Raw genomic sequence first — 19,294 nt, forward strand, 5'->3', positions numbered from 1 at the left:
TGGCGACGACAGGCCCTGTTTCGCGTTGCATTGCGCATCCGGAACGTGACGCACGTCACAAATGTAAGGTTTGCACGTCGTTACGATGGTCGAACTTCGGCCCTCGCCGGGGATCGAAATTCCATGTCGAAAATATCCTCCGCACTGCATGCAGTCGCTGGCCTGATCGTCGCGCTCGGCGCGCACGCGCAAGCACCGAGCGACATTCCCGCTGACGCGAGGCTCGGCCCCGCGCCGTGGTTCGATCCGGGTTTCACGCCGCTGCAGAAGCCGTACGCGACAACGAAGGCCGTCAGCTCCGTCGGTCCGCTCGACACGTCGAACCGTGCCGCGGTGATCGCGGCCTATAACTCGTTCTACAACGTGGCGATGCCCGGCATCGCATTCACCGGCTCCACCGCGTCGTGCACTCCGGGCAGCATCTCGCTCGGATTCCAGGAGTGGACGATCACGCGCATCAACTTCCTGCGCGCGATGGCGGGCGTGCCCGGCAACACCGCGCTCAATTCCAGCCTCAATGCGCAGGAGCAGGCGGCGTCACTCATCATGGCGCGCAACAGCACGCTCACTCACGCCCCGCCCAATTCGATGCCGTGCTGGACGCAGGCAGGTGCCGACGGCGCGGGCAGCTCCAACCTCGCGATCGGCACCGGCATGACGGATTCGATTCCGCTCTACATGACGGATCCGGGTTCGGGCAACGAGATCGCCGGCCACCGACGCTGGATCCTGCACTCGCGCAAGGCTTCGTTCGGCCTCGGCCACGCGAACGGCTCGCCGTACAACGCGAGCGCGCTGTACACGTTCGACTTCGGCGCCGGACCTCCCGCGACTCCCAACGGCATCCCCTGGCCGCCGCGCGGCTTCGTGCCGCTCTCGCTCATTCCCGCGCCGTTCGATCCGGGCGAAGGCCAGCGCTGGTCGTTCGGCTATCCGGGCGCGAACTTCGGCGGTGTGAGCGTCACGATGAACGCCAACGGCGGCAACATCCCCGTGACGGTGATCTCGAGAACCGACAACGGCTACGGCGACAACACCGTCGTGTGGGCGCTGCCGCCCGGCTTCTTCGTGACGAAGGAGATCCCGTACACCGTGACGGTGTCGGGCATCATCGGCGCCGCACAGACCTCGTACTCGTACATCGTCACGCCGATCGATCCCGTGGATCCGACGCCGGCGAACCCGCCGCGCCTCAGGAACATCTCCGCGCGCGGTCAGGTGCTCACCGGCGCCGACGTGATGATCGCGGGCTTCATCATCGGCGGCTCCACGCCGAAGACCGTCGCCGTCACCGTGGCCGGGCCTTCGCTCGCGAGCGCGGGCATCGCCAACCCGCTGCAGAACCCGCACCTCACGCTCGTGCGCTCGTCGGATGGCGCGACCATCGCCACCAACGACAACTGGCAGAGCGCATCGAACGCGGGCCTCATGCAATCGACCGGCTACGCACCCGCGCATCCGAACGAGCCCGCCGTGCTGATGAGCCTCGCGCCGGGCGCGTACACCGCGATCGTGCAGGGTCAGGGTGGCACCGGCATCGGCCTCGTCGGCGTGTTCGAAGTGGACCACCCGGAAATTCCGCTCACCAACATCTCGACGCGCGCGCAGGTCGGCACCAGCGACAACGTGTTGATCGCGGGCTTCATCGTGCAGGGCACGGGACCGCAGACCGTCGTGGTCACCGTCGCCGGGCCTTCGCTCTTCGGCGCGGGCATCCCCAACCCTCTGCAGAATCCGATGCTCACGATCGTGCGGGCCTCGGATGGCGCCGTCATCGCGACCAACGACAACTGGGCGGTGCAGTCGAATCCTGCGCATGTCGCGTTGATCACGGCCGCGGGCTTCGCGCCGGCGCATCCGAACGAGCCGGCGAATTACCTGCAGCTCGCACCCGGCGCGTACACGGCGGTCGTGCAGGGCGTGGGTAACACGACGGGCGTCGGGCTGGTCGGCGTCTACCGCGTACCCTAGCCGCTCCAGCACCAAACGCAGGAACCGCTGTCTACCCCGTGTCGCCATTTGCGACATCGGGAGGGGAGATGAATTTCGTCCGCGTCCTTTTGCTGGCCCTGCTTGCCTTGCCGCTGGGTGCCTTTGCCCAGCCCCCGCAGATCACGCCGCAGCCCTTCGTTTCGGGTATTCCCTCTCCCGTAGAAATTACCAACGCCAACGATTATTCCGGGCGCTTATTCATCCTGGAGCTCGGCGGGCGCATCCGAGTCGTGCGCAATGGCGCGGTGCTGCCGACTGCCTTTCTTGACCTGACGGCGGGCAACGGCGGCCCGGTGATCACGGGCGGCGAGCGCGGGCTGCTCGGCCTCGCGTTCCATCCGCTGTATGCGTCCAACGGACGCTTCTACGTTTTCTATACGCGCGCACGCGCCGGCGACGCCAACGGCAGCGAGGTTGTCATCGCGCGCTACAACCGCTCGGCCGGCAATCCCGATGTCGCCGACGGCGCATCCGGTTCGATCGTGATGGTCGTGGACCACCCGAGTGCGAGCAACCACAACGGCGGCAAGATCGCGTTCGGCCCCGACGGGTATCTCTACATCGCGATCGGCGACGGTGGGACGGGCGGCGCGCCGGCGCAGATGCTCACGGACAGGCGCGGAAAGATCCTGCGCATCGATGTCGACAGCGGCAGCCCCTATGCAATTCCCCCGACCAACCCGTACTTCGGTTCCGGCGATCCCAGTGTGCGCCAGGAGATCTGGGCGCTCGGCCTGCGTAATCCGTGGAAGTTCTCCTTCGACCGGCTCAACGGCGACATGTACATCGGCGACGTGGGCCAGAGCACGTGGGAGGAAATCGACCACCAGCCCAACGGCGCAGCGGGCGGGCGCAACTACGGGTGGCCGGTGTTCGAGGGCATGCATTGCTTCAGCCCGCCTACCGGATGCAGCCTCGCGGGCCACGTGCCGCCGGTGCTGGAGTACCCGCGCGGCGCCAACGGCGGCAATTCGATCACGGGCGGCTACCGTTATCGCGGCAGCGCGTTGTCGACGCTCACGGGTTACTACGTCTACGGCGATTTCGGCAGCGGCCGCATCTGGGCCACGCTGCCGGGCACGTGGGCGCATACGCAGATCGGCGCGGCCTCGAGCATCTCCGCGTTCGGCGAGGATGAAAGCGGCGAGCTCTATGTCGTGGACATCGGCGGGACGGTGCTACGCGTGACTCCGTCGGCGACCACCATTCCGCGCCTCGCGAACATCTCCACGCGCGGCCATGTGAGTACCGGACAGGACGTGATGATCGGCGGCTTCATCATCGGCGGCACGAGACCGAAGACCGTCGTCGTCACGGTGGCCGGTCCATCGCTTGCCAATGCGGGGGTCCCCGGCCCGCTTGCCGATCCCCGGCTCACGCTCGTGCGCTCGTCCGATAACGCCGTCATGGGCACCAACGACAACTGGCAGAGCGCGGCGAACGCGGCACAGCTGCAAGCGTCGGGCTTCGCGCCGAGCAACGTGCTCGAACCCGCGATCATGATCACGCTCGCGCCGGGCGCGTACACCGCCATCGTCGAGGGCACGGGGACGGGCGTGGGGCTGGTCGGTGTCTACGAGCTGGATCACCCGGAGGTTCCGCTCACCAACATCTCGACGCGCGGCCAGGTGCTCACCGGGGACAACGTGATGATTGCTGGCCTGATCATCCAGGGTAACGGCCCGCAAACGGTAGTGATCACCGTCGCGGGTCCCTCGCTCGCCAACGCCGGTATCGCGAATCCGCTCGCCAATCCCATCGTGCTCATCGTTCGCGCATCCGACAATGTGGTCATGGGCCACAACGACAACTGGCAGGACGCGCCCAACGCGGCCGCGATCCAGTCCTCCGGCTTCGCCCCCGCGAACCCGTTGGAGCCAGCGGTCATGGTCACGCTCGCGCCGGGTGCCTACACGGCGATCGTGCAGGGCGTGGCAAATGGCACGGGCGTGGGTCTGGTCGGGGTCTATCGAGTCCAGTAGTCTGGCGGAACCTGCCATGAAGACCTCTTTCCGCCCCGTCCAAAGCCTCCTCTGCGGGGCGCTTATCGCCCTCGGCGGGGCAAGCCCGGCCGCGCTCGCCGCACCGCTCGACAATGTGACCGCCGTGACCGCCGGTAGCACGCACACCTGCGCGTTGAGGTCGACGGATGTCGTGTGCTGGGGTTGGAATGCCTTCGGCCAGCTCGGCATCGGCACCTTCACCAATACTCCGTCTCCCACTCCAGGACAGCCTGTGCCGGGCCTTGGCGGCACGCCCTCCGCGATCAGTGCCGGCGAATTCCACACCTGCGCGCTGACTGCGGCCGGAGGCGTGAAGTGCTGGGGCAGGAACGGCCAGGGCCAATTGGGCGATGGCACGTGGACGGATCGCATCACGCCGGTCGATGTCGTGGGTCACACGAGCGGCGTCGCGAAGATCTCCGCGGGCTACGACAATACCTGCGTAGTTACCACCAGCGGCGCGGTGTCGTGTTGGGGCGTCGGGGGAGCGGGTCACGCACCGATTGCCAGCGGCGCGGTGGATGTGAAGACCGGCTATTCCCACGCGTGCGCGCTCACGGCCGGCGGGGGCGTCAAGTGCTGGGGGCAGAACAGCCTGGGACAATTGGGCGACGGCACGTTCACGCCCAGCAACGCGCCACGCGACGTAGTGGGCCTCGCCTCGGGCGTCGCCGCGATCGCCGTGGGCGTCAACCATTCATGCGCGCTCACCACTGCCGGCGGCGTGAAATGCTGGGGATCCAATCAAGGCATGCAGATGGGCACGCCTTTTGTCCCGACGGGGTCGGTGAATACCCCCATGGACATCCAAGGACAAACGAGCGGTCGCGTGGCGATCAGCGCAAACAGCCTGCACATGTGCTCGGTCACCACCGCCGGCGCAGTCTGGTGCTGGGGCGACAACCCCTACGGCCAGGTCGGGCACGGCTTGCTGATCATGATTCCGGGTCCCACTGAGGTGAGCGGGCTCTCCAGCGGGGCGGCGAGTGTCGCGGCCGGTGTCAATCACACGTGCGCGGTACGCACGAACGGCCAGGTGCTGTGCTGGGGCAACAACGACTTCGGGCAGGTGGGCATCGGCACGACTGGTGGCAACGTGTTGCAGCCGAGCACGGTCCTCGTCCTCGCGCCGAACACGATCACGTTCGCGGATATCCCGGACGCCAACGTCGCCAGTTCGCCGCTCACCGTAACGGCGACGGCGAGCTCCGGCCTTCCCGTCGACATCGCGAGCATCGCGGCTGCCGGGGGACCGCAGGTCTGCTGGACATCCGGGATGACCGTGACATTTTCATCGCCGGGCGTTTGCACGCTGAGTGCAACTCAAACCGGTGATGTCGACTACATGCCGGCGACGCCGGTGATCCGTTCGTTCATCGTCTTCGATGCCGGGGCCATCGCCGTGCCTCGCCTCGTCAACATCTCGACCCGCGTGAAAGTCGTTTCGGGCACGGAGGGCGTGGGTATCGCCGGGTTCGCGGTGAAGGGTCCCGCGCGCAAGACGGTCGTGATCCGCGCCATGGGTCCGTCACTCGCCTCGGCGGGCCTCACGCAGCTACTCAACGACCCGCGCCTCACGCTTCACTCGTCGAACGGCGTCGTCCTCACCAACGATAGCTGGCGATCCGGCGCGAGCTATGGCGGGGGCACCGAGGTCCCGACTCTCCAGGCTCTGGGATTCGCCCCCACCGACGACCGCGAGGCAGCGGTGATCGTCACGCTCGACCAGGGGCTCTACACGGTGGTCGTCGACAGCTCCGCCCCGGGTAGTGTGGGCATCGCCAGCATCGAGGTCTTCGAGATCGACCCGCCCCAAAGCCCGCTGATCAACATCGCCACGCGCGGCCAGGTGGACCTCGGCAACGACGTGATGATCGCGGGCTTCATCATCGAGGGCAACAATCCGCAGACTGTCGTGGTCACCGCCGCCGGTCCTTCGCTCGGCCCGGCCGGGATCGCGAACCCGCTCGCCAATCCGTTCCTCGTGCTCGTGCGCCAATCCGACAACATGGCGATCGCCTCCAACGACAACTGGCAGACGCAGAACAATCCCGCTGACCTCTCCGCGATCCTGGCCTCGGGCATCGTGCCCCAGCATCCGCTCGAGTCCGCGATCATCATGACGCTGCCGCCCGGCGCATACACCGCCGTGATGTATGGCGTCGGCAACACGACGGGGATCGGGCTCGTCGGGGTGTACGCCGTCCCGCAATAAATACGCGGTGGCGTCGGACTTGTCGGCGTCTGCAGAGTGCCGTAGTTAACACCCCCGTCGCCATAGATCGGTAGAATCTCCCGCAGGTCACCGGAAGCGGCCGCAGTGCCGCGCCGGGAATACTAAAAATCGCAGTCCAAGAAGACGGGAGTTTCCGAATGGCGCACATCCTTCGGCTTGCCGCGGCGGCTCTTTGCGTCGCGTTCGCCTCGCCCTCAGTCCTTGCCAACTCCACCGGCGTCATCGGCACCACCAACAAGTCCGGTGGCAGCGGCTGCAACGGTTGCCACGGCGCGGCCGGGGGCAACATGGCCTCCGTCGCGATCACCGGCCCCGCGTCGCTGACCGCGGGCCAGGCGGGAACCTACACGGTCACAGCGACCCAGGTCACGGGGAGCGCGGGTGTGAAGATGGGTGTCAACGTCGCTGCGAGCGACAGCCCGACGCCCCTCTCGGTGTTCGCTGGAATGCCCACGGGCCTCTCGAGCGGTGAGATCCATCACAACAGCGCGGTCGGTGCACTGCGGACGACCTCCGGCGGAACTGCGACCTACCAGTTCACGTACACCATGCCCGCCGCGGCAGCCGTCGGCTCCACGCACACGCTCTACGCGGCTTCGACTCTCGCGTTCACCGGCTGGAACCACGCTCCGAACTTCACCGTCACCACGGCACCGGTCAATCCGACCAGCGTCACGCCGTCCAACATCACGCAGGCCACGGTGGATCTCACGTGGACCGGCGGCGGGCCGCAGTATCGCGTGGTCTACAAGACCGGTGCGGTCGCGCCCACGACGCCAACCGACGGCACGACGATCAACCTGGCCGCCGTCACCTCGACGACGGTCGCCGGCCTGACGGGCGGCACGCAGTACACATTCAAGATCTTCTCGAAGGACGCGGGCGCCACCGTTTTCTCGGCGAGCGGCCCGACCACGACGATCACCACGCTCGCCACGACCGCAGGCACGCGTTACGTGAACGCCTCCGCCGGCTCGAACGCCGGCAACTGCTCGAGCGCGGGCCTGCCCTGCCGCACGATCACGTACGCGATGGCGCAGGCCACGTCGGGCAACCCGGGTGACCTCATCAGCGTCGCGCCGGGCACGTACAACGTCGCGCTGGGCGAAGTGTTCCCGATCATCTTCAAGCCCGGCGTGCAGCTCGTCGCCACGGGAACGCCCTCGAACACGATCATCGACGGCACGGGCGACACGGTGCGCCAGGGACTGATCTTCAGCACCGGCAACGCGTCCCCGGTCGCGCGCATCGAGGGCTTCACGATCGCCAACGGCCTGCACATCCCGAGCCAGGGTGGCTCGGCGACCGGCGGTGGCGTTCGCATCCAGACTTCGTCGCAGACCTTCACGATCACGCGCAACGTCTTCTCGAACAATGAAGCGCGCGGGTACTCCGCGGATAACTCGACCGGCATGACCGGTGGACTGGGCTGGGGCGGCGGGCTCTACGTCTTCTCGTCGGCGATGAATGTCGTGAACAACGTGTTCGTCGGCAACATCGCGCGTGGCGGCAACGGGTTCTCGCATCCGGGTACGCCGCTGACGGGCAACGAGTACGGTGGACCGGGCGAAGGCGGCGCAATCTACATCGGCGGCACGGGCATCGTGATCAACAACACGTTCTACGGGAACGCCGCGATCGGTGGCAACGGCGGAAGCTCATCGACCGGCACCGCCAACGGCCGCGAAGGATCCAAGGGTGCGATTTCCGCGTCCGGCAATCCGGCCCCGTCGATCGCCAACAACATCTTCATGAACAACTCGGCGAGCTCGGGCACGGGCGGCACGCCGGACATCTCGTCGATCGGTGCAGTCCTCGCGGGCAACGCGCCCTCGGTGCGCAACAACCTGTTCTTCGGGAACACCGTGAGCGGTGCTGCGAGCGCCGGAGACACGATCGGCGTCTCGAGCGTGAGCGCCAATCCCAACTTCCTCGCCGCACCCACGAGCTTCAACATCCCCGTGGGCTCGCCAGCCGCGGGTACGGGCAGCGCGACGGCCGCACCGACGGTGGATCTCGCGGGCACCACGCGCGCGACTCCGCCGGCCATCGGCGCGTACGAACCGGGCAACCCCAATCCGCCGCGGCTTGCGAACATCTCCACGCGCGGCCTCGTGGGCACCGGCAACAACGTGATGATCGCGGGCCTCATCGTCGGCGGGCCGAGTGCGAAGACGGTGGTCATCACGGTCGCCGGACCTTCGCTCTCCGGCGCCGGCATTCCCAATCCGCTCGCGAACCCGCACCTCACGCTGATCCGTTCGTCCGACGGCGTGACCGTGGGCGCGAGCGACAACTGGGGAGACGCGGCGAACGCGGCGGCGATCCAGTCCGCGGGCTTCGCGCCGGCACATCCGGCCGAGCCGGCGATCATGATGACGCTCGCACCCGGCGCCTACACCGCGATCGTGCAAGGCTCCGCGGGCATCGGCACCGGCGTGGCATTGGTCGGTGTCTATGAGATCGACCATCCCGAGGTGCCGCTCATCAACCTCTCGACACGCGGCCAGGTGCTCAACGGCAGCGACGTGATGATCGCGGGCCTCATCATCTACGGCGATGGACCGCAGCAGGTCGTCATCACCGTGGCCGGGCCGTCGCTCGTGAACGCGGGGATTCCGAACCCGATCGCGAACCCGACCCTCACGCTGATCCGCTCGTCCGACGGCGTCGTGGTGGGCAGCAACGACAACTGGGGAGATGCGGCGAACGCGGCGGCGATCCAGGCGGCGGGCTTCGCGCCGGCGCATGCGGCCGAGCCGGCGATCATGATGACGCTCGCTCCGGGTGCCTATACCGCGATCGTGCAAGGGTCCGGCGGCCAGAGCACCGGCATCGGACTGGTGGGCGTCTACAAGGTGAACTAGGCCGGGGCCTGGCGCTTTGCGCGCCGGGCCTTGAGCTGCGCGATCACCTCGCCCAGATACCCGCGCCGATAGAAGCGCGGCGCGATCAGGCGATCGAGCTCGCTCGAATCCACGTGGCCCTGCAGCGCGGCAAAGCGCTTCCGCTCCCGCCAGAACTCGGGAAGCTTGCGCAACGCGTCGCGATACACCGCGAGCATCACGACGAATCGTCCCGAGAGCGTCTGGCGCACGAGCGTCATCGCGTGCGCCGCGGCGAGCAGCACGCCGTACTTCACGAGCAGCCAACCGGGCACCAGCTTCGCGTGCATCCAGATGAGATTGCGCAGGCCGTGGTACGCGATGAAGTCGTTGTCGACGTTGCCCGTGCTCGCCTGCCCTTCGTGCAGCGCGATCGCATCGGCGGCATACACCGGCCGGTGACCGAGCAGGAGCGCGCGCATCGCGAGGTCCGTGTCTTCGCAGTAGCAGAAGAACCGCTCGTCGAAGACGTATCCCGTTTGCTCTTTGAGCTTCTCCACGAGCGAGCGCGTGATCAGGCAGCAGCCGCCCGTGGGTCCGAGGTAGGGATCGTCCGCGCTCAGCCGGTTGGCCGGCATCAGGCTCGCGTAGATCGAGATGCCCAGCGAATCGGGCTCCGTGGGCGCGGCGAGCCGGTTCATGCGCCCGCCGACGAGTGCCACTTCACCGGCGTTCGACGCGGCATCCACCAGGCGCTCCAGCATCGCGGGCTCGGCCGTCGCGTCGTTGTTGAGCAGCACGACGACGTGGCACTGCAACTCGCGCATCAATTCGTCGATGAGCGCGTTGTTGCCTCCGGCGAAGCCCAGGTTGACGGTAGAGCGGAAGAGGCGCAACTCGGCGCGGGGCAGGGGCGTGATGCCGCGCGCCAACGCGTCGAAATCATCGTCACCGGACGCGTTGTCGAGCACGCACACCCACTGCGGTTGCCGCGTGCTCGCGCGCAGGGACTCCAGGCAACGCAGCGTCTGGCGCGACGTGTTGAAGTTGACGATCGCCACGCCCGTGCCCTCGCCGGCCGCCCCGCCGTCAAGAGGGAGAATCCGCGAATGGAGAACCCTCTCTCCGGCACGGACATCGGAGGTCGCGGAAGGTAGAATCCTGCCTCCGCCAGCGATTCCCACTTGTAATTTCTCCTTGACGACGATCGACCTCACCCTCAAGCCGCTCGAGAAAGACCCGGATCCCGTCGAGGGCGAAGATGGCCGGCGTTACTGGAGGGCTCGATCCTTTGATCCCTCGTTCCTTGCAAGCCTGCCGACGAGCCAGTCCTCGCTGAAGCCGGGCTGGTACAAGGCCCGCGCCACGATGGTGCTTCGGAGCGGCCAGATCGCGGGCCCGCAGCTCTACATCCCGCTCTCCTGGGGTGGCTACTCCGAGGTCAGCTCGGTGAAATTCGTGCTCGAGGGCGACGAGTACGTGACCGAATTCTACCTGCCGAGCACCGTCCGCGACTTCCGTTTCGATCCGAGCATCTACCCATGCGAGTTCGAGTGCGCGGGAATCCAGGTCGAACCGGCTCCCGGGAAGGCCGGCGCGAAGAGCGCGTTCGGCAGCTCGCTCGAGACTCTGCGGAAGGTGCATCCGCGCCAGCTCGCCCTCTGGGTCCGCCAAGGCCTGCGCCTCTTGTTCGCGAGGGGACCGGTGGCGCTCTGGGAGGCCGCGTATTGGGCGCTGGTCAACCACTCGCGCGCACAGGCCGGGTACGGCAGCTGGCTGCAGCAGTTCTCCACGCCCAGCGCGTCCGACCTCGCCGGGATGTCGGCGGCAAGCCCGCGATTCGCCAACGTGCCGTTGGTGAGCTTCATCACGCCCGTCTACAACACGCGCGCCGACCTCCTGCGCGCGATGATCGACTCGGTGCTGGCGCAGGCCTACCCGCACTGGGAGCTGTGCATCGCCGATGACGCATCCACGCAGCCGCACGTGCGCGCGATCCTCGAGGAATACCGGCAGCGCGATCCGCGCATCAAGGTGATCTATCGCGAGCAGAACGGGCACATCAGCGCGGCGTCGAACTCCGCGCTCAGTCTCGCGACCGGCGATTTCATCGCGCTGCTCGATCACGACGACGTGATCACGCCAGACGCGCTTTACTGGGTGGTGCGCGAGATCAACGAGCATCCGGATGCGGCGCTGCTCTACTCCGACGAGGACAAGCTCGACTTCAACGGCGCGCGCACCAACGCGTACTTCAAGTGCGACTGGAACTACGACCTTTTCCTTTCGCACAACCTCATCACGCACCTGGGTGTGTATCGCGCCGACATCGTGCGCGCCAACGGCGGCTTCCGCCTGGGCTTCGAGGGCGCGCAGGACTACGACCTCGCGCTGCGCTTCATCGAGAAGATCGACCACAGGCAGATCCGCCATATCCCGCGCGTGCTCTACCAGTGGCGGATGATCGCGGGCAGCACGGCCGTGGGCGCCGGGGAGAAGGACTACGCCGCGGAGCGCGCGCGCCTAGCGGTGTCCGAGCACCTCGCAAGGACGGGCGTGCGCGCCGAGGTCGAAACGATTCCCGAGATGGCCGTGCAGCGCGTGCGCTACGCGCTTCCCGATCCCGCGCCGCTCGTCTCCATCATCTGCCCCACGCGCAACGGCGTGAAGCTCGTGCGCATGTGCGTGGAGAGCGTGCGCGCGAAGACGACGTATCCGAACTACGAGTTCCTGCTCGTGGACAACGGCAGCGACGACGACGATGCGATCGAGTACTTCCAGTCGCTCGCCGACCAGGGCAAGGTGCGCATCCTGAAGGACCCGCGCCCGTTCAATTTCTCGCGCATCAACAACGACTCCGCGCGCGCGGCCAAGGGCGACGTCCTGGTCTTCCTCAACAACGACATCGAGGTGATCAGTCCCGACTGGCTCACCGAGCTCGTCTCGCACGCGGTGCGCCCGGGCATTGGCGCGGTCGGCGCGAAGCTCTGGTATCCCAACGACACGATCCAGCACGCGGGCCTGATCCTGGTCGCGGGCCTCGCGGCACACGCGCACCACGGCAAGGCGCGCGGCGATCATGGCTACTTCAGCCGCGCGAGCCTCACGCAGGCGCTCTCGGGCGTCACCGGTGCGTGCCTGTGCGTGACCCGCAAGGTCTTCGATGAAGTCGGCGGATTCGACGAGGCGCTCGCGGTGGCCTTCAACGACGTGGACCTGTGCCTCAAGATCCAGGCCGCGGGTTATCGCAACATCTACACGCCGTTCGCGGAGCTCTACCACCACGAGTCGGCGAGCCGCGGCTACGAGGACACGCCCGAGAAGATGGCCCGTTTCGAGAAGGAAGCCGGCGCGGTGCGCGCGCGCTGGATGCCCGTGCTGATGAACGATCCGTACTACAACCCGAACCTCACGCTCACCGGCGAACCCTTCACGCCCGCCTGGCCCCCGCGGGTCGCGCCTTTCGAGCCGCGCTGACCGTCTCCGAACGGAGACGAAAACACGATTTTCGGCTGCCGTTCGTCGGAAACCCCGCGTTTGTCGCCGACAAGCGACGCAAAACGCCGTGATCTTGCGCGGCCCGCGTCCCTAGAATCGGGCCGTGAAAAAATTTACACGTGCTGCCCGCATCTGCGCGGGCCTCATCCTCGCGGGCCACGCGGTCGTGGCGGCCCATGCGCAGGCCGTCGTCGAAAAGCCCATCGGCTCCGAGGCGGAGTCGCGCCTCGGTCCCGCGCCCTGGTTCGATCCGGCATTCACGGTCGCCCCCAGCCGGAACAAGTTCATCGTCGTGCCGACGCCGGTCGGGCCCCTCAACACGTTCAATTACGCGGAGGTCGTCGCCGCCTATAACGCGTTCTACAACGTCGCGACGCCCTCGATCGGATTCACGGGGTCCGTCGCTACGTGCGATCCGGGCTCGATGTCCCTCGCGTTCCAGCAGTGGACCCTGACGCGGATCAACTTTCTTCGCGCGATGGCGGGCGTGAACGGCAACACGGTGCTCGACACCGCACTCAACACGCAGGAGCAGGCGGCGGCGCTGATCGTGTCGGCGACCGGCGTCATCACCAGCGCTCCGCAGACCACCTCCACCTGCTGGACGCAGGCCGGCGCCGATGGTTCGGCCACCTCGAGCCTCGCGCTCGCGGACGACGCGATCCCGCTCTACATGACCGATCCGGGCACCGGCAACGAAGCCGTCGGGCATCGCCGCTGGATCCTGCACTCCCGCAAGTCCCGCTTCGGCCTGGGCAACGCGATCGGCCCGGCGAATGCCACCGCACTTTATGTCTTCGACTTCCAGGCGGAGGCCGATGCGCCCAACGGCATTCCGTGGCCGCCGCGCGGCTATGTGCCGCTTGCGCTCTTCCCCGCGCCGTTCGGTACCGAAAGGCAGCGCTGGTCGTTCGGCTTTCCCAACGCGAACTTCGGAAGCGCGAACGTCGCCGTCACGCGCAACGGCACCAGCGTCCCCGTCTCGGTGATCTCCCGGACAACGAACGGCTATGGTGACAACACCATCGTGTGGGCGATGCCGACGGGGCACGTCGTCACGAAGGGCTCCAACTACGCCGTCACCATCTCCGGCATCTCGGGCGCTCCGTTCGCGTCGTACAGCTACAACGTGATGCCCATCGATCCCGCGGATCCCCCTCCCGCCGCACCGGCGGGTCCCCCGCGGCTGGTCAACGCCTCGACGCGCGGGCAGGTCCTGACGGGAGCTGACGTGATGATCGCGGGCTTCATCGTCGGCGGGCCGACGCCCAAGACGATCGTCGTCACGGTCGCAGGGCCCTCGCTCACGGCCGCGGGCGTTCCGGGCGCACTGCAGAATCCGGCGGTGACGCTCGTGCGCGCCTCCGACGGCGTGGTCATCGGCAACAACGACAACTGGCAGAGCGCCCCCAATGCGGCGGCGATCCAGGCGGCGGGCTTCGCGCCGGCGCATCCCTTCGAGCCGGCGGTGATGATGACGCTTCCTCCGGGCGCGTACACCGCGGTCGTCCAGGGCGCGCCGGGAATGACCGGTGTAGGCCTCGTGGCCTTGTACGAGGTCGATACCCCCGACGTGCCGCTCATCAACCTCTCCACGCGCGGCCAGGTGCTCACCGGGGACAGCGTGATGATCGCGGGCTTCGTCGTCGGGGGCAGCGGATCGCAAAACGTCGTGGTGACGGTCGCGGGGCCGTCGCTCACGGGGCAAGGCGTCCCCGGCGCGCTGGCCAATCCCAGGCTCACGATCGTGCGCGCCTCCGATGGCGCGACGATCGCGACCAACGACAACTGGCAAACGCAGACCAACGCCACACACGTGGCGGCCATCCAGGACGCGGGATTCGCGCCCGCGCACGCCAACGAACCGGCCGTGTATCTGTCGCTGCCGCCGGGCGCCTACACCGCCGTCGTGCAGGGCGTGAACAACACCACCGGCGTGGCACTCGTGGGGGTCTACCGCGCACCGTAACGCCCCCCTGAGGGCGCGCGCCGGCCTCGCGCGCCGCGGTAGAATGCTGCATAGCATCAACCGTGTTCCTCAATGCGCTTTTCTCGAAGCGAATGGCTCTGGCTCCCCCTCGTCGTTGCGGCGGTGCTGGCCATCTACCTTCCCGGTCTCGGCAACGTCCCCCTCTTTGACGACGAGTACCTGACTTCCGGCCGCCTGGCCGCGGAGTACGCCTCGCTGCTCGAGCTGCGGGCGCGCCTGCTCTCCTACGCGACCTACCGCTGGGTCCAGGATTTCCTCGGCGACGGGTACTGGAAGCAGCGGTTGGTGAACGTCGGCTTCCACCTCGCGACCGTCATCGCGCTGTGGGGGATGTATCGCGAGATCATCCGGCACCTCGCATCGCCCGCCGGAGACCCCGGCGACGCATCGCCGCCGCCTCCGTACGCCAACTCGCCCTCGCTGGGGCTTGCGGTGGCCCTGTTCGCGCTCAACCCCGTGGCGGTCTATGCGGTGGCCTACCTGATGCAGCGCTCGATCATCATGGCCACGTTCTTCGTGGTCGTCTCGCTGTGGCTGTTCGCGCGCGGCCTCGCAACGGGGAGGACATTCTGGTTCGCGCTGGCGCTGGTGAGCTACGTGCTGGGGATTTTCTCGAAGGAACACGCGCTCTTCGCGCCGCTCGCGGCGATCCCGGTCTACATCCTCGTCGCGCGTCCGAGCGGAAAGCGCCTCGCCACGCTCGCGCTCACGCTGCTCGTGCTCGCCGGCGTCGCGGGCCTCGCGCTGTGGTCGCGCTACGGCGCGATCATCGGCAAGCCCTTCGACGAGTACTCGCACGTCTATCTCGCGCAACTCGCCAAGCTCAATCCCGATGCGCCGGCCAACGCGTTCGGCCTGAGCATCCTCAACCAGGCGTGGCTCTTCTTCGAGTACGGCTTGCGCTGGCTCGTGCCCTGGACCGGCTGGATGTCGATCAACCTGCGGCCGCCCTTCCCGGTGAACTGGGGGACGTTTCCGCAATTGCTGGGCATCGTCGGTTACCTCGCCACGCTCGTCGGCGGCTTCGTGCTGCTCATCCGCTATCGCGACGGGCGCGCGCTGGTCGGCGGCTCGCTCGTGATCGCCACGCTGCTCTTCGCCACCGAGTTCCTCACGGTGTGGGTGCAGGATCCCTTCGTGCTCTATCGCAGCTACATCTGGGCGATCGCGCTGCCCGGCCTGGTGATCGCGTTCGCGCACGGAGCGTCGGGGCGCGCGCTGCTCGCGATCGGCTCGATCCTGGGCGTGCTGCTGATCTGGCAGTCGCTCGATCGCGTGTATTCGCTGGCCACGCCCGAGCGCGCCTGGAGCGACGCGATCGCGAAGCTCCCCGACGACCCGCGTTCAGTGGGCCGTTGGTTTCCCTACCTCAATCGCGGCGCCGATCGCTTCGAGCGCGACCAGCTCGCGCTCGCGCAGCGCGACTTCGAAACGTCCGCCGCACTCGGTGACCTCGGCATGGGCGCGATGAACCTGGGTTCCCTGCTTTCGTCGAAGGGCAAGCATGCGCAGGCCCTTGCGGCCTTCAACCTCGCCGAGCGCCAGGGCTACAACTTGTACAACCTGTCCTTCCAGCGGGGTCTCGCCTTCCAGGCGCTCAACCGGGCCCCGGACGCGTATCGCGAATTCACGGCTGCGCGCGCGAGCAATGCGCCCTCGCCCACGCGCGAACTGATCGACCTGCAGCTGGGCCGCAGCGCGATGCACTTGGGAAAGACCGATGAGGCGATCTCGCTCTTCGAGGGCCTCGTCGCCAAGGAACCCGCCAACCGCGAGGCACGCTACAACCTGGGCATGGCCTATGTCGCCAAGGGCTCGGCGCAGCGCGCGGTCGAAGTGCTCGACAAGCTGATCGCCGAGGACGCGAACGGCCGCGCCTACTACGCGCGTGCACTCGCGAACTACGCGCTCAAGCGCAAGAAGGAAGCGCTCGAGGACATCGGCAACGCGATGCGCATCATCGGCGCCACGCCCCACCTGCAAGAGTGGCAGGTGAAGATCCAGGCGCTTTCGTAGATGCGCATCCTCCACGTCGGCAAGTTCTTTCCGCCCGTCGCCGGCGGCATGGAGCGCTTCCTCGGGGACCTCGTGCAGGCGCAGCGCGCCTCCGGCCACGACGTCACGGTGCTGGTGCACGAGCATCCGGCTTCCGACGGCGCGAAGGATCCGTCGTGGGTGCTGCGCTGCCCGGTGTGGCTGCGGCTCATCTTCGCTCCCATCAGCCCGACATTCATGTTGTGGCTGCATCGCGCGATCCGCAGCCGCGAGCCCGACGTCATCCACTTCCACGTCCCGAACCTCGGCGCCTTCTGGGCGATGATGCTGCCCTCGGCGCGGGCACTGCCCTGGGTCGTGCACTGGCACTCGGACGTCGTGCCCTCGCGCTTCAAGATTTCCCTGCGCATCGCCTACCCGTTCTACCGGCTCTTCCAGCGAGCACTCCTCGAACGCGTTGAGCGGATCATCGTGACCTCGCAGACGTACCTCGACGCGAGCGCGCCGCTGCAGCCGTGGCGCGCGAAGGTGAGCGTGATTCCGCTCGGCGTGGATCCGGAGCGGCTGCCTTCGGTCGCATCCGCCGACACGGAAGGCCTGTGGAAAGGTGAAGGGCTGCGGATCTTCGCGCTGGGGCGCCTCACCTACTACAAGGGGTTCGAGACGCTGGTGCGGGCGGTGCTGCAGCAGCCGGGCCTGCAACTGGCGCTGGTCGGCGAAGGCGAGGAGCGCCCGAACCTCGAGCGCCTGCTCGTTGACGCGCGCGATTCCGAGTCGGTGCGCCTGCTGGGCGAGACCGACGACACGACCTGCCAGCGCCTGATGGCCTCGTGCGATGTGTTCTGCCTGCCCTCGCGCGAACGCACCGAGGCCTTCGGCATCGTGCTGATGGAGGCGATGCGCTACGCGAAGCCCGTGGTCGTGGGCGCGGTGCCCGGCAGTGGAATGCTCTGGGTTGCGCGCCATGGCGAGAACGGAATGCACGTGCCGCCCGGCGACGTCGAGGCGTGGCGCACGACGCTGACCGCGCTTGCCGCCGATCCGGACGCTCTCGAGCGCATGGGCCGCGCGGGCCGGCGCCGCTATGCGATCGACTTCGACATCGCCAACGTCGCGACGCGCATCGACCGCGTCTATGAAGTGGCCCTGCGCACGCGCCTCGACGATCCGGTCACCCCCGCCGTGGCGACCCAGCGGCTGCTCGTGGTGATTCCCGCGCTCAACGAAGCCGACTGCATCGCCGACGTGATCAAGCAGGCACGCGCGCAAGGCGAGATCGACATCGTGGTGATCGACGACGGCAGCACCGATGACACCGCGCGCATCGCGCGGGAAGCGGGCGCGGTCGTGCTGCACGCGCCGCTGTGGCAGGGCGCCTGGGGTGCGATCCAGACGGGGATCCGCTACGCGCGGCGCGAGGGCTACCAGGCCGTCGTGACGATGGACGCGGACGGCCAGCACGAGCCCGGCCACCTCCCGCACCTCATCGCTGCCTCGAAGGACGCCGACGTCGTGATCGCCGCCTGCCCGGCGCGCGGCAGCCGCGCGCGACACGTCGCGTGGGCCTACTTCCGCTTCCTCACGGGATTCAAGTACGAGGACCTGACGTCCGGGTTCCGCTACTACAACACCCGCGCCATCGAGCTCCTCGCGACCCGCGAGGCCACTTTGCTAGACTATCAGGACGTCGGCGTGTTGCTGCTGCTGCACCACGCGCACCTGAAGATCGCGGAAATCCCGGTCGCGATGAACGCGCGCAAGAGCGGTATCTCGCGCGTCTTCTTTTCCTGGTGGACCATCGTGGGATACATGGCCGAAACGACGCTGCTGTGCCTCGCGCGCTGGGAGCGCCCCAAGAAAAAGACATGAGCTCCTTCCACATACCCGTCCTGTTCGTCGGCCTCGTCCTGGCTCTGGGCATCCTCTACCTGCTGCGCAGGGACCACCTGTACATCCGGCAGGGCGTGTTCTGGATCGCGATCGCGTTGCTGTCGCTCGTGTTCGGCTTCGCGCCCTACCTGATCGACGTGCTCGGCGGGCTCTTCGGGATCGCCTACCCGCCCACGCTGCTCTTCCTCGTGGCCATCATCGTGCTCATCGTGAAGGCCCTGTTCGCCGACATCGCGCTCACCAAGATGCGTCGCGACATGCGGCGCATCAACCAGCGCATGGCCCTGCTCGAATCCGGCCACCAGGACGCCGCGAAGTCCGACGATTCGAAGAACTAAAGCTTCACCGGGGCCATCGCCGAAGGGTTGATCCCGACCCGGCCCCAACCTCTCCATCGGCCATCATCGATCTCGCTACCCAAACTTGCGCTCGAAATTCCTTGCGCACCGGCGATCCTGCAGCGAGCGGTGGGGGGCCTCTCGTGATCAACCCTTCGTCGATGGCTCAGCGCCGGAACCTTCGAGGTGTCTCCAACAGCGGGGCGGCGCTGATCGCAACTTGAGAGCGTGTGCCAGTCATTTCGATCGCCATTCATCGACGAGGGCGGCACCAGCCACCGCCTGCCTCGTCAAATTATCTGCCGGCGATCATCGCAGCCGTTGCGCCACAAACATCCCGCGACCTTCGACAGCGATGGGTGTGGGTCGAGAGGGGGTGTCACCGATCGCTGCAGAACGGCGGTGCGCAAGGAATCTCGAGCGACATATGAAGTAGCGAGATCGATCCTCTCCCCGACGTAGCAAGGTCCCCCGGTTCGACCCACACCCATCGATGGCGGAGGGCGCGGGGGGAAGAAAGCAGGTCC

General features: G+C 67.3%; 10 protein-coding genes. 9 read left to right on the top strand and 1 reads right to left on the bottom strand.

The window, feature by feature from the left end; all coding sequences use genetic code 11:
• The first annotated feature begins 123 nt into the window (after positions 1 to 123).
• The 4 genes from DSM104440_RS16930 to DSM104440_RS16945 all read left to right on the top strand — a co-directional run bounded on the left by DSM104440_RS16930 (position 124) and on the right by DSM104440_RS16945 (position 9,098).
• Positions 124 to 1,971 carry a CAP domain-containing protein gene (locus DSM104440_RS16930; protein WP_171164708.1) on the top strand — a complete coding sequence of 616 codons (1,848 nt, stop codon included), beginning with the start codon at positions 124 to 126 and terminating at the stop codon, positions 1,969 to 1,971.
• Between the two features lie 68 nt (positions 1,972 to 2,039).
• The gene (locus DSM104440_RS16935) at positions 2,040 to 3,974 is read left to right on the top strand and encodes a PQQ-dependent sugar dehydrogenase (RefSeq protein WP_171164709.1); all 1,935 of its coding nucleotides are present in this window, start codon (positions 2,040 to 2,042) and stop codon (positions 3,972 to 3,974) included.
• Positions 3,975 to 3,990: 16 nt separating this feature from the next.
• A complete protein-coding gene (locus DSM104440_RS16940; protein WP_171164710.1) occupies positions 3,991 to 6,210 on the top strand; it encodes an RCC1 domain-containing protein in 2,220 nt (739 codons plus the stop codon).
• Between the two features lie 158 nt (positions 6,211 to 6,368).
• Positions 6,369 to 9,098, top strand: coding sequence for a choice-of-anchor V domain-containing protein (locus DSM104440_RS16945; protein ID WP_171164711.1), 2,730 nt, complete (start codon positions 6,369 to 6,371; stop codon positions 9,096 to 9,098).
• Here DSM104440_RS16945 and DSM104440_RS16950 read toward each other — a convergent pair.
• The gene (locus tag DSM104440_RS16950) at positions 9,095 to 10,117 is read right to left on the bottom strand and encodes a glycosyltransferase family 2 protein (RefSeq protein ID WP_212758115.1); all 1,023 of its coding nucleotides are present in this window, start codon (positions 10,115 to 10,117) and stop codon (positions 9,095 to 9,097) included. The two genes, DSM104440_RS16945 and DSM104440_RS16950, sit on opposite strands and share 4 nt — an antisense overlap.
• 136 nt (positions 10,118 to 10,253) lie before the next feature.
• Between DSM104440_RS16950 and DSM104440_RS16955 the strand changes: the two genes are divergently transcribed.
• The 5 genes from DSM104440_RS16955 (at position 10,254) to DSM104440_RS16975 (ending at position 18,767) form a co-directional block, all read left to right on the top strand.
• Positions 10,254 to 12,533 carry a glycosyltransferase family 2 protein gene (locus DSM104440_RS16955; RefSeq protein ID WP_171164712.1) on the top strand — a complete coding sequence of 760 codons (2,280 nt, stop codon included), beginning with the start codon at positions 10,254 to 10,256 and terminating at the stop codon, positions 12,531 to 12,533.
• 124 nt (positions 12,534 to 12,657) lie between these two features.
• Positions 12,658 to 14,523: a CAP domain-containing protein gene (locus tag DSM104440_RS16960; protein WP_171164713.1), complete on the top strand. Its 1,866-nt coding sequence runs from the start codon at positions 12,658 to 12,660 to the stop codon at positions 14,521 to 14,523.
• 72 nt (positions 14,524 to 14,595) lie between these two features.
• A complete protein-coding gene (locus tag DSM104440_RS16965; RefSeq protein WP_171164714.1) occupies positions 14,596 to 16,560 on the top strand; it encodes a tetratricopeptide repeat protein in 1,965 nt (654 codons plus the stop codon).
• Positions 16,561 to 18,408 carry a glycosyltransferase gene (locus DSM104440_RS16970; protein ID WP_171164716.1) on the top strand — a complete coding sequence of 616 codons (1,848 nt, stop codon included), beginning with the start codon at positions 16,561 to 16,563 and terminating at the stop codon, positions 18,406 to 18,408.
• On the top strand, positions 18,405 to 18,767 hold the full coding sequence (locus tag DSM104440_RS16975) for a DUF2304 domain-containing protein (RefSeq protein ID WP_171164717.1): 363 nt from the start codon (positions 18,405 to 18,407) through the stop codon (positions 18,765 to 18,767). The genes DSM104440_RS16970 and DSM104440_RS16975 overlap by 4 nt, the downstream gene beginning before the upstream one ends.
• The last annotated feature ends 527 nt before the right edge of the window (positions 18,768 to 19,294 follow it).

Origin of the sequence: Usitatibacter palustris (assembly GCF_013003985.1) — a bacterium.
In the GTDB taxonomy this organism is placed as follows: Bacteria; Pseudomonadota; Gammaproteobacteria; order Burkholderiales; family Usitatibacteraceae; genus Usitatibacter; species Usitatibacter palustris.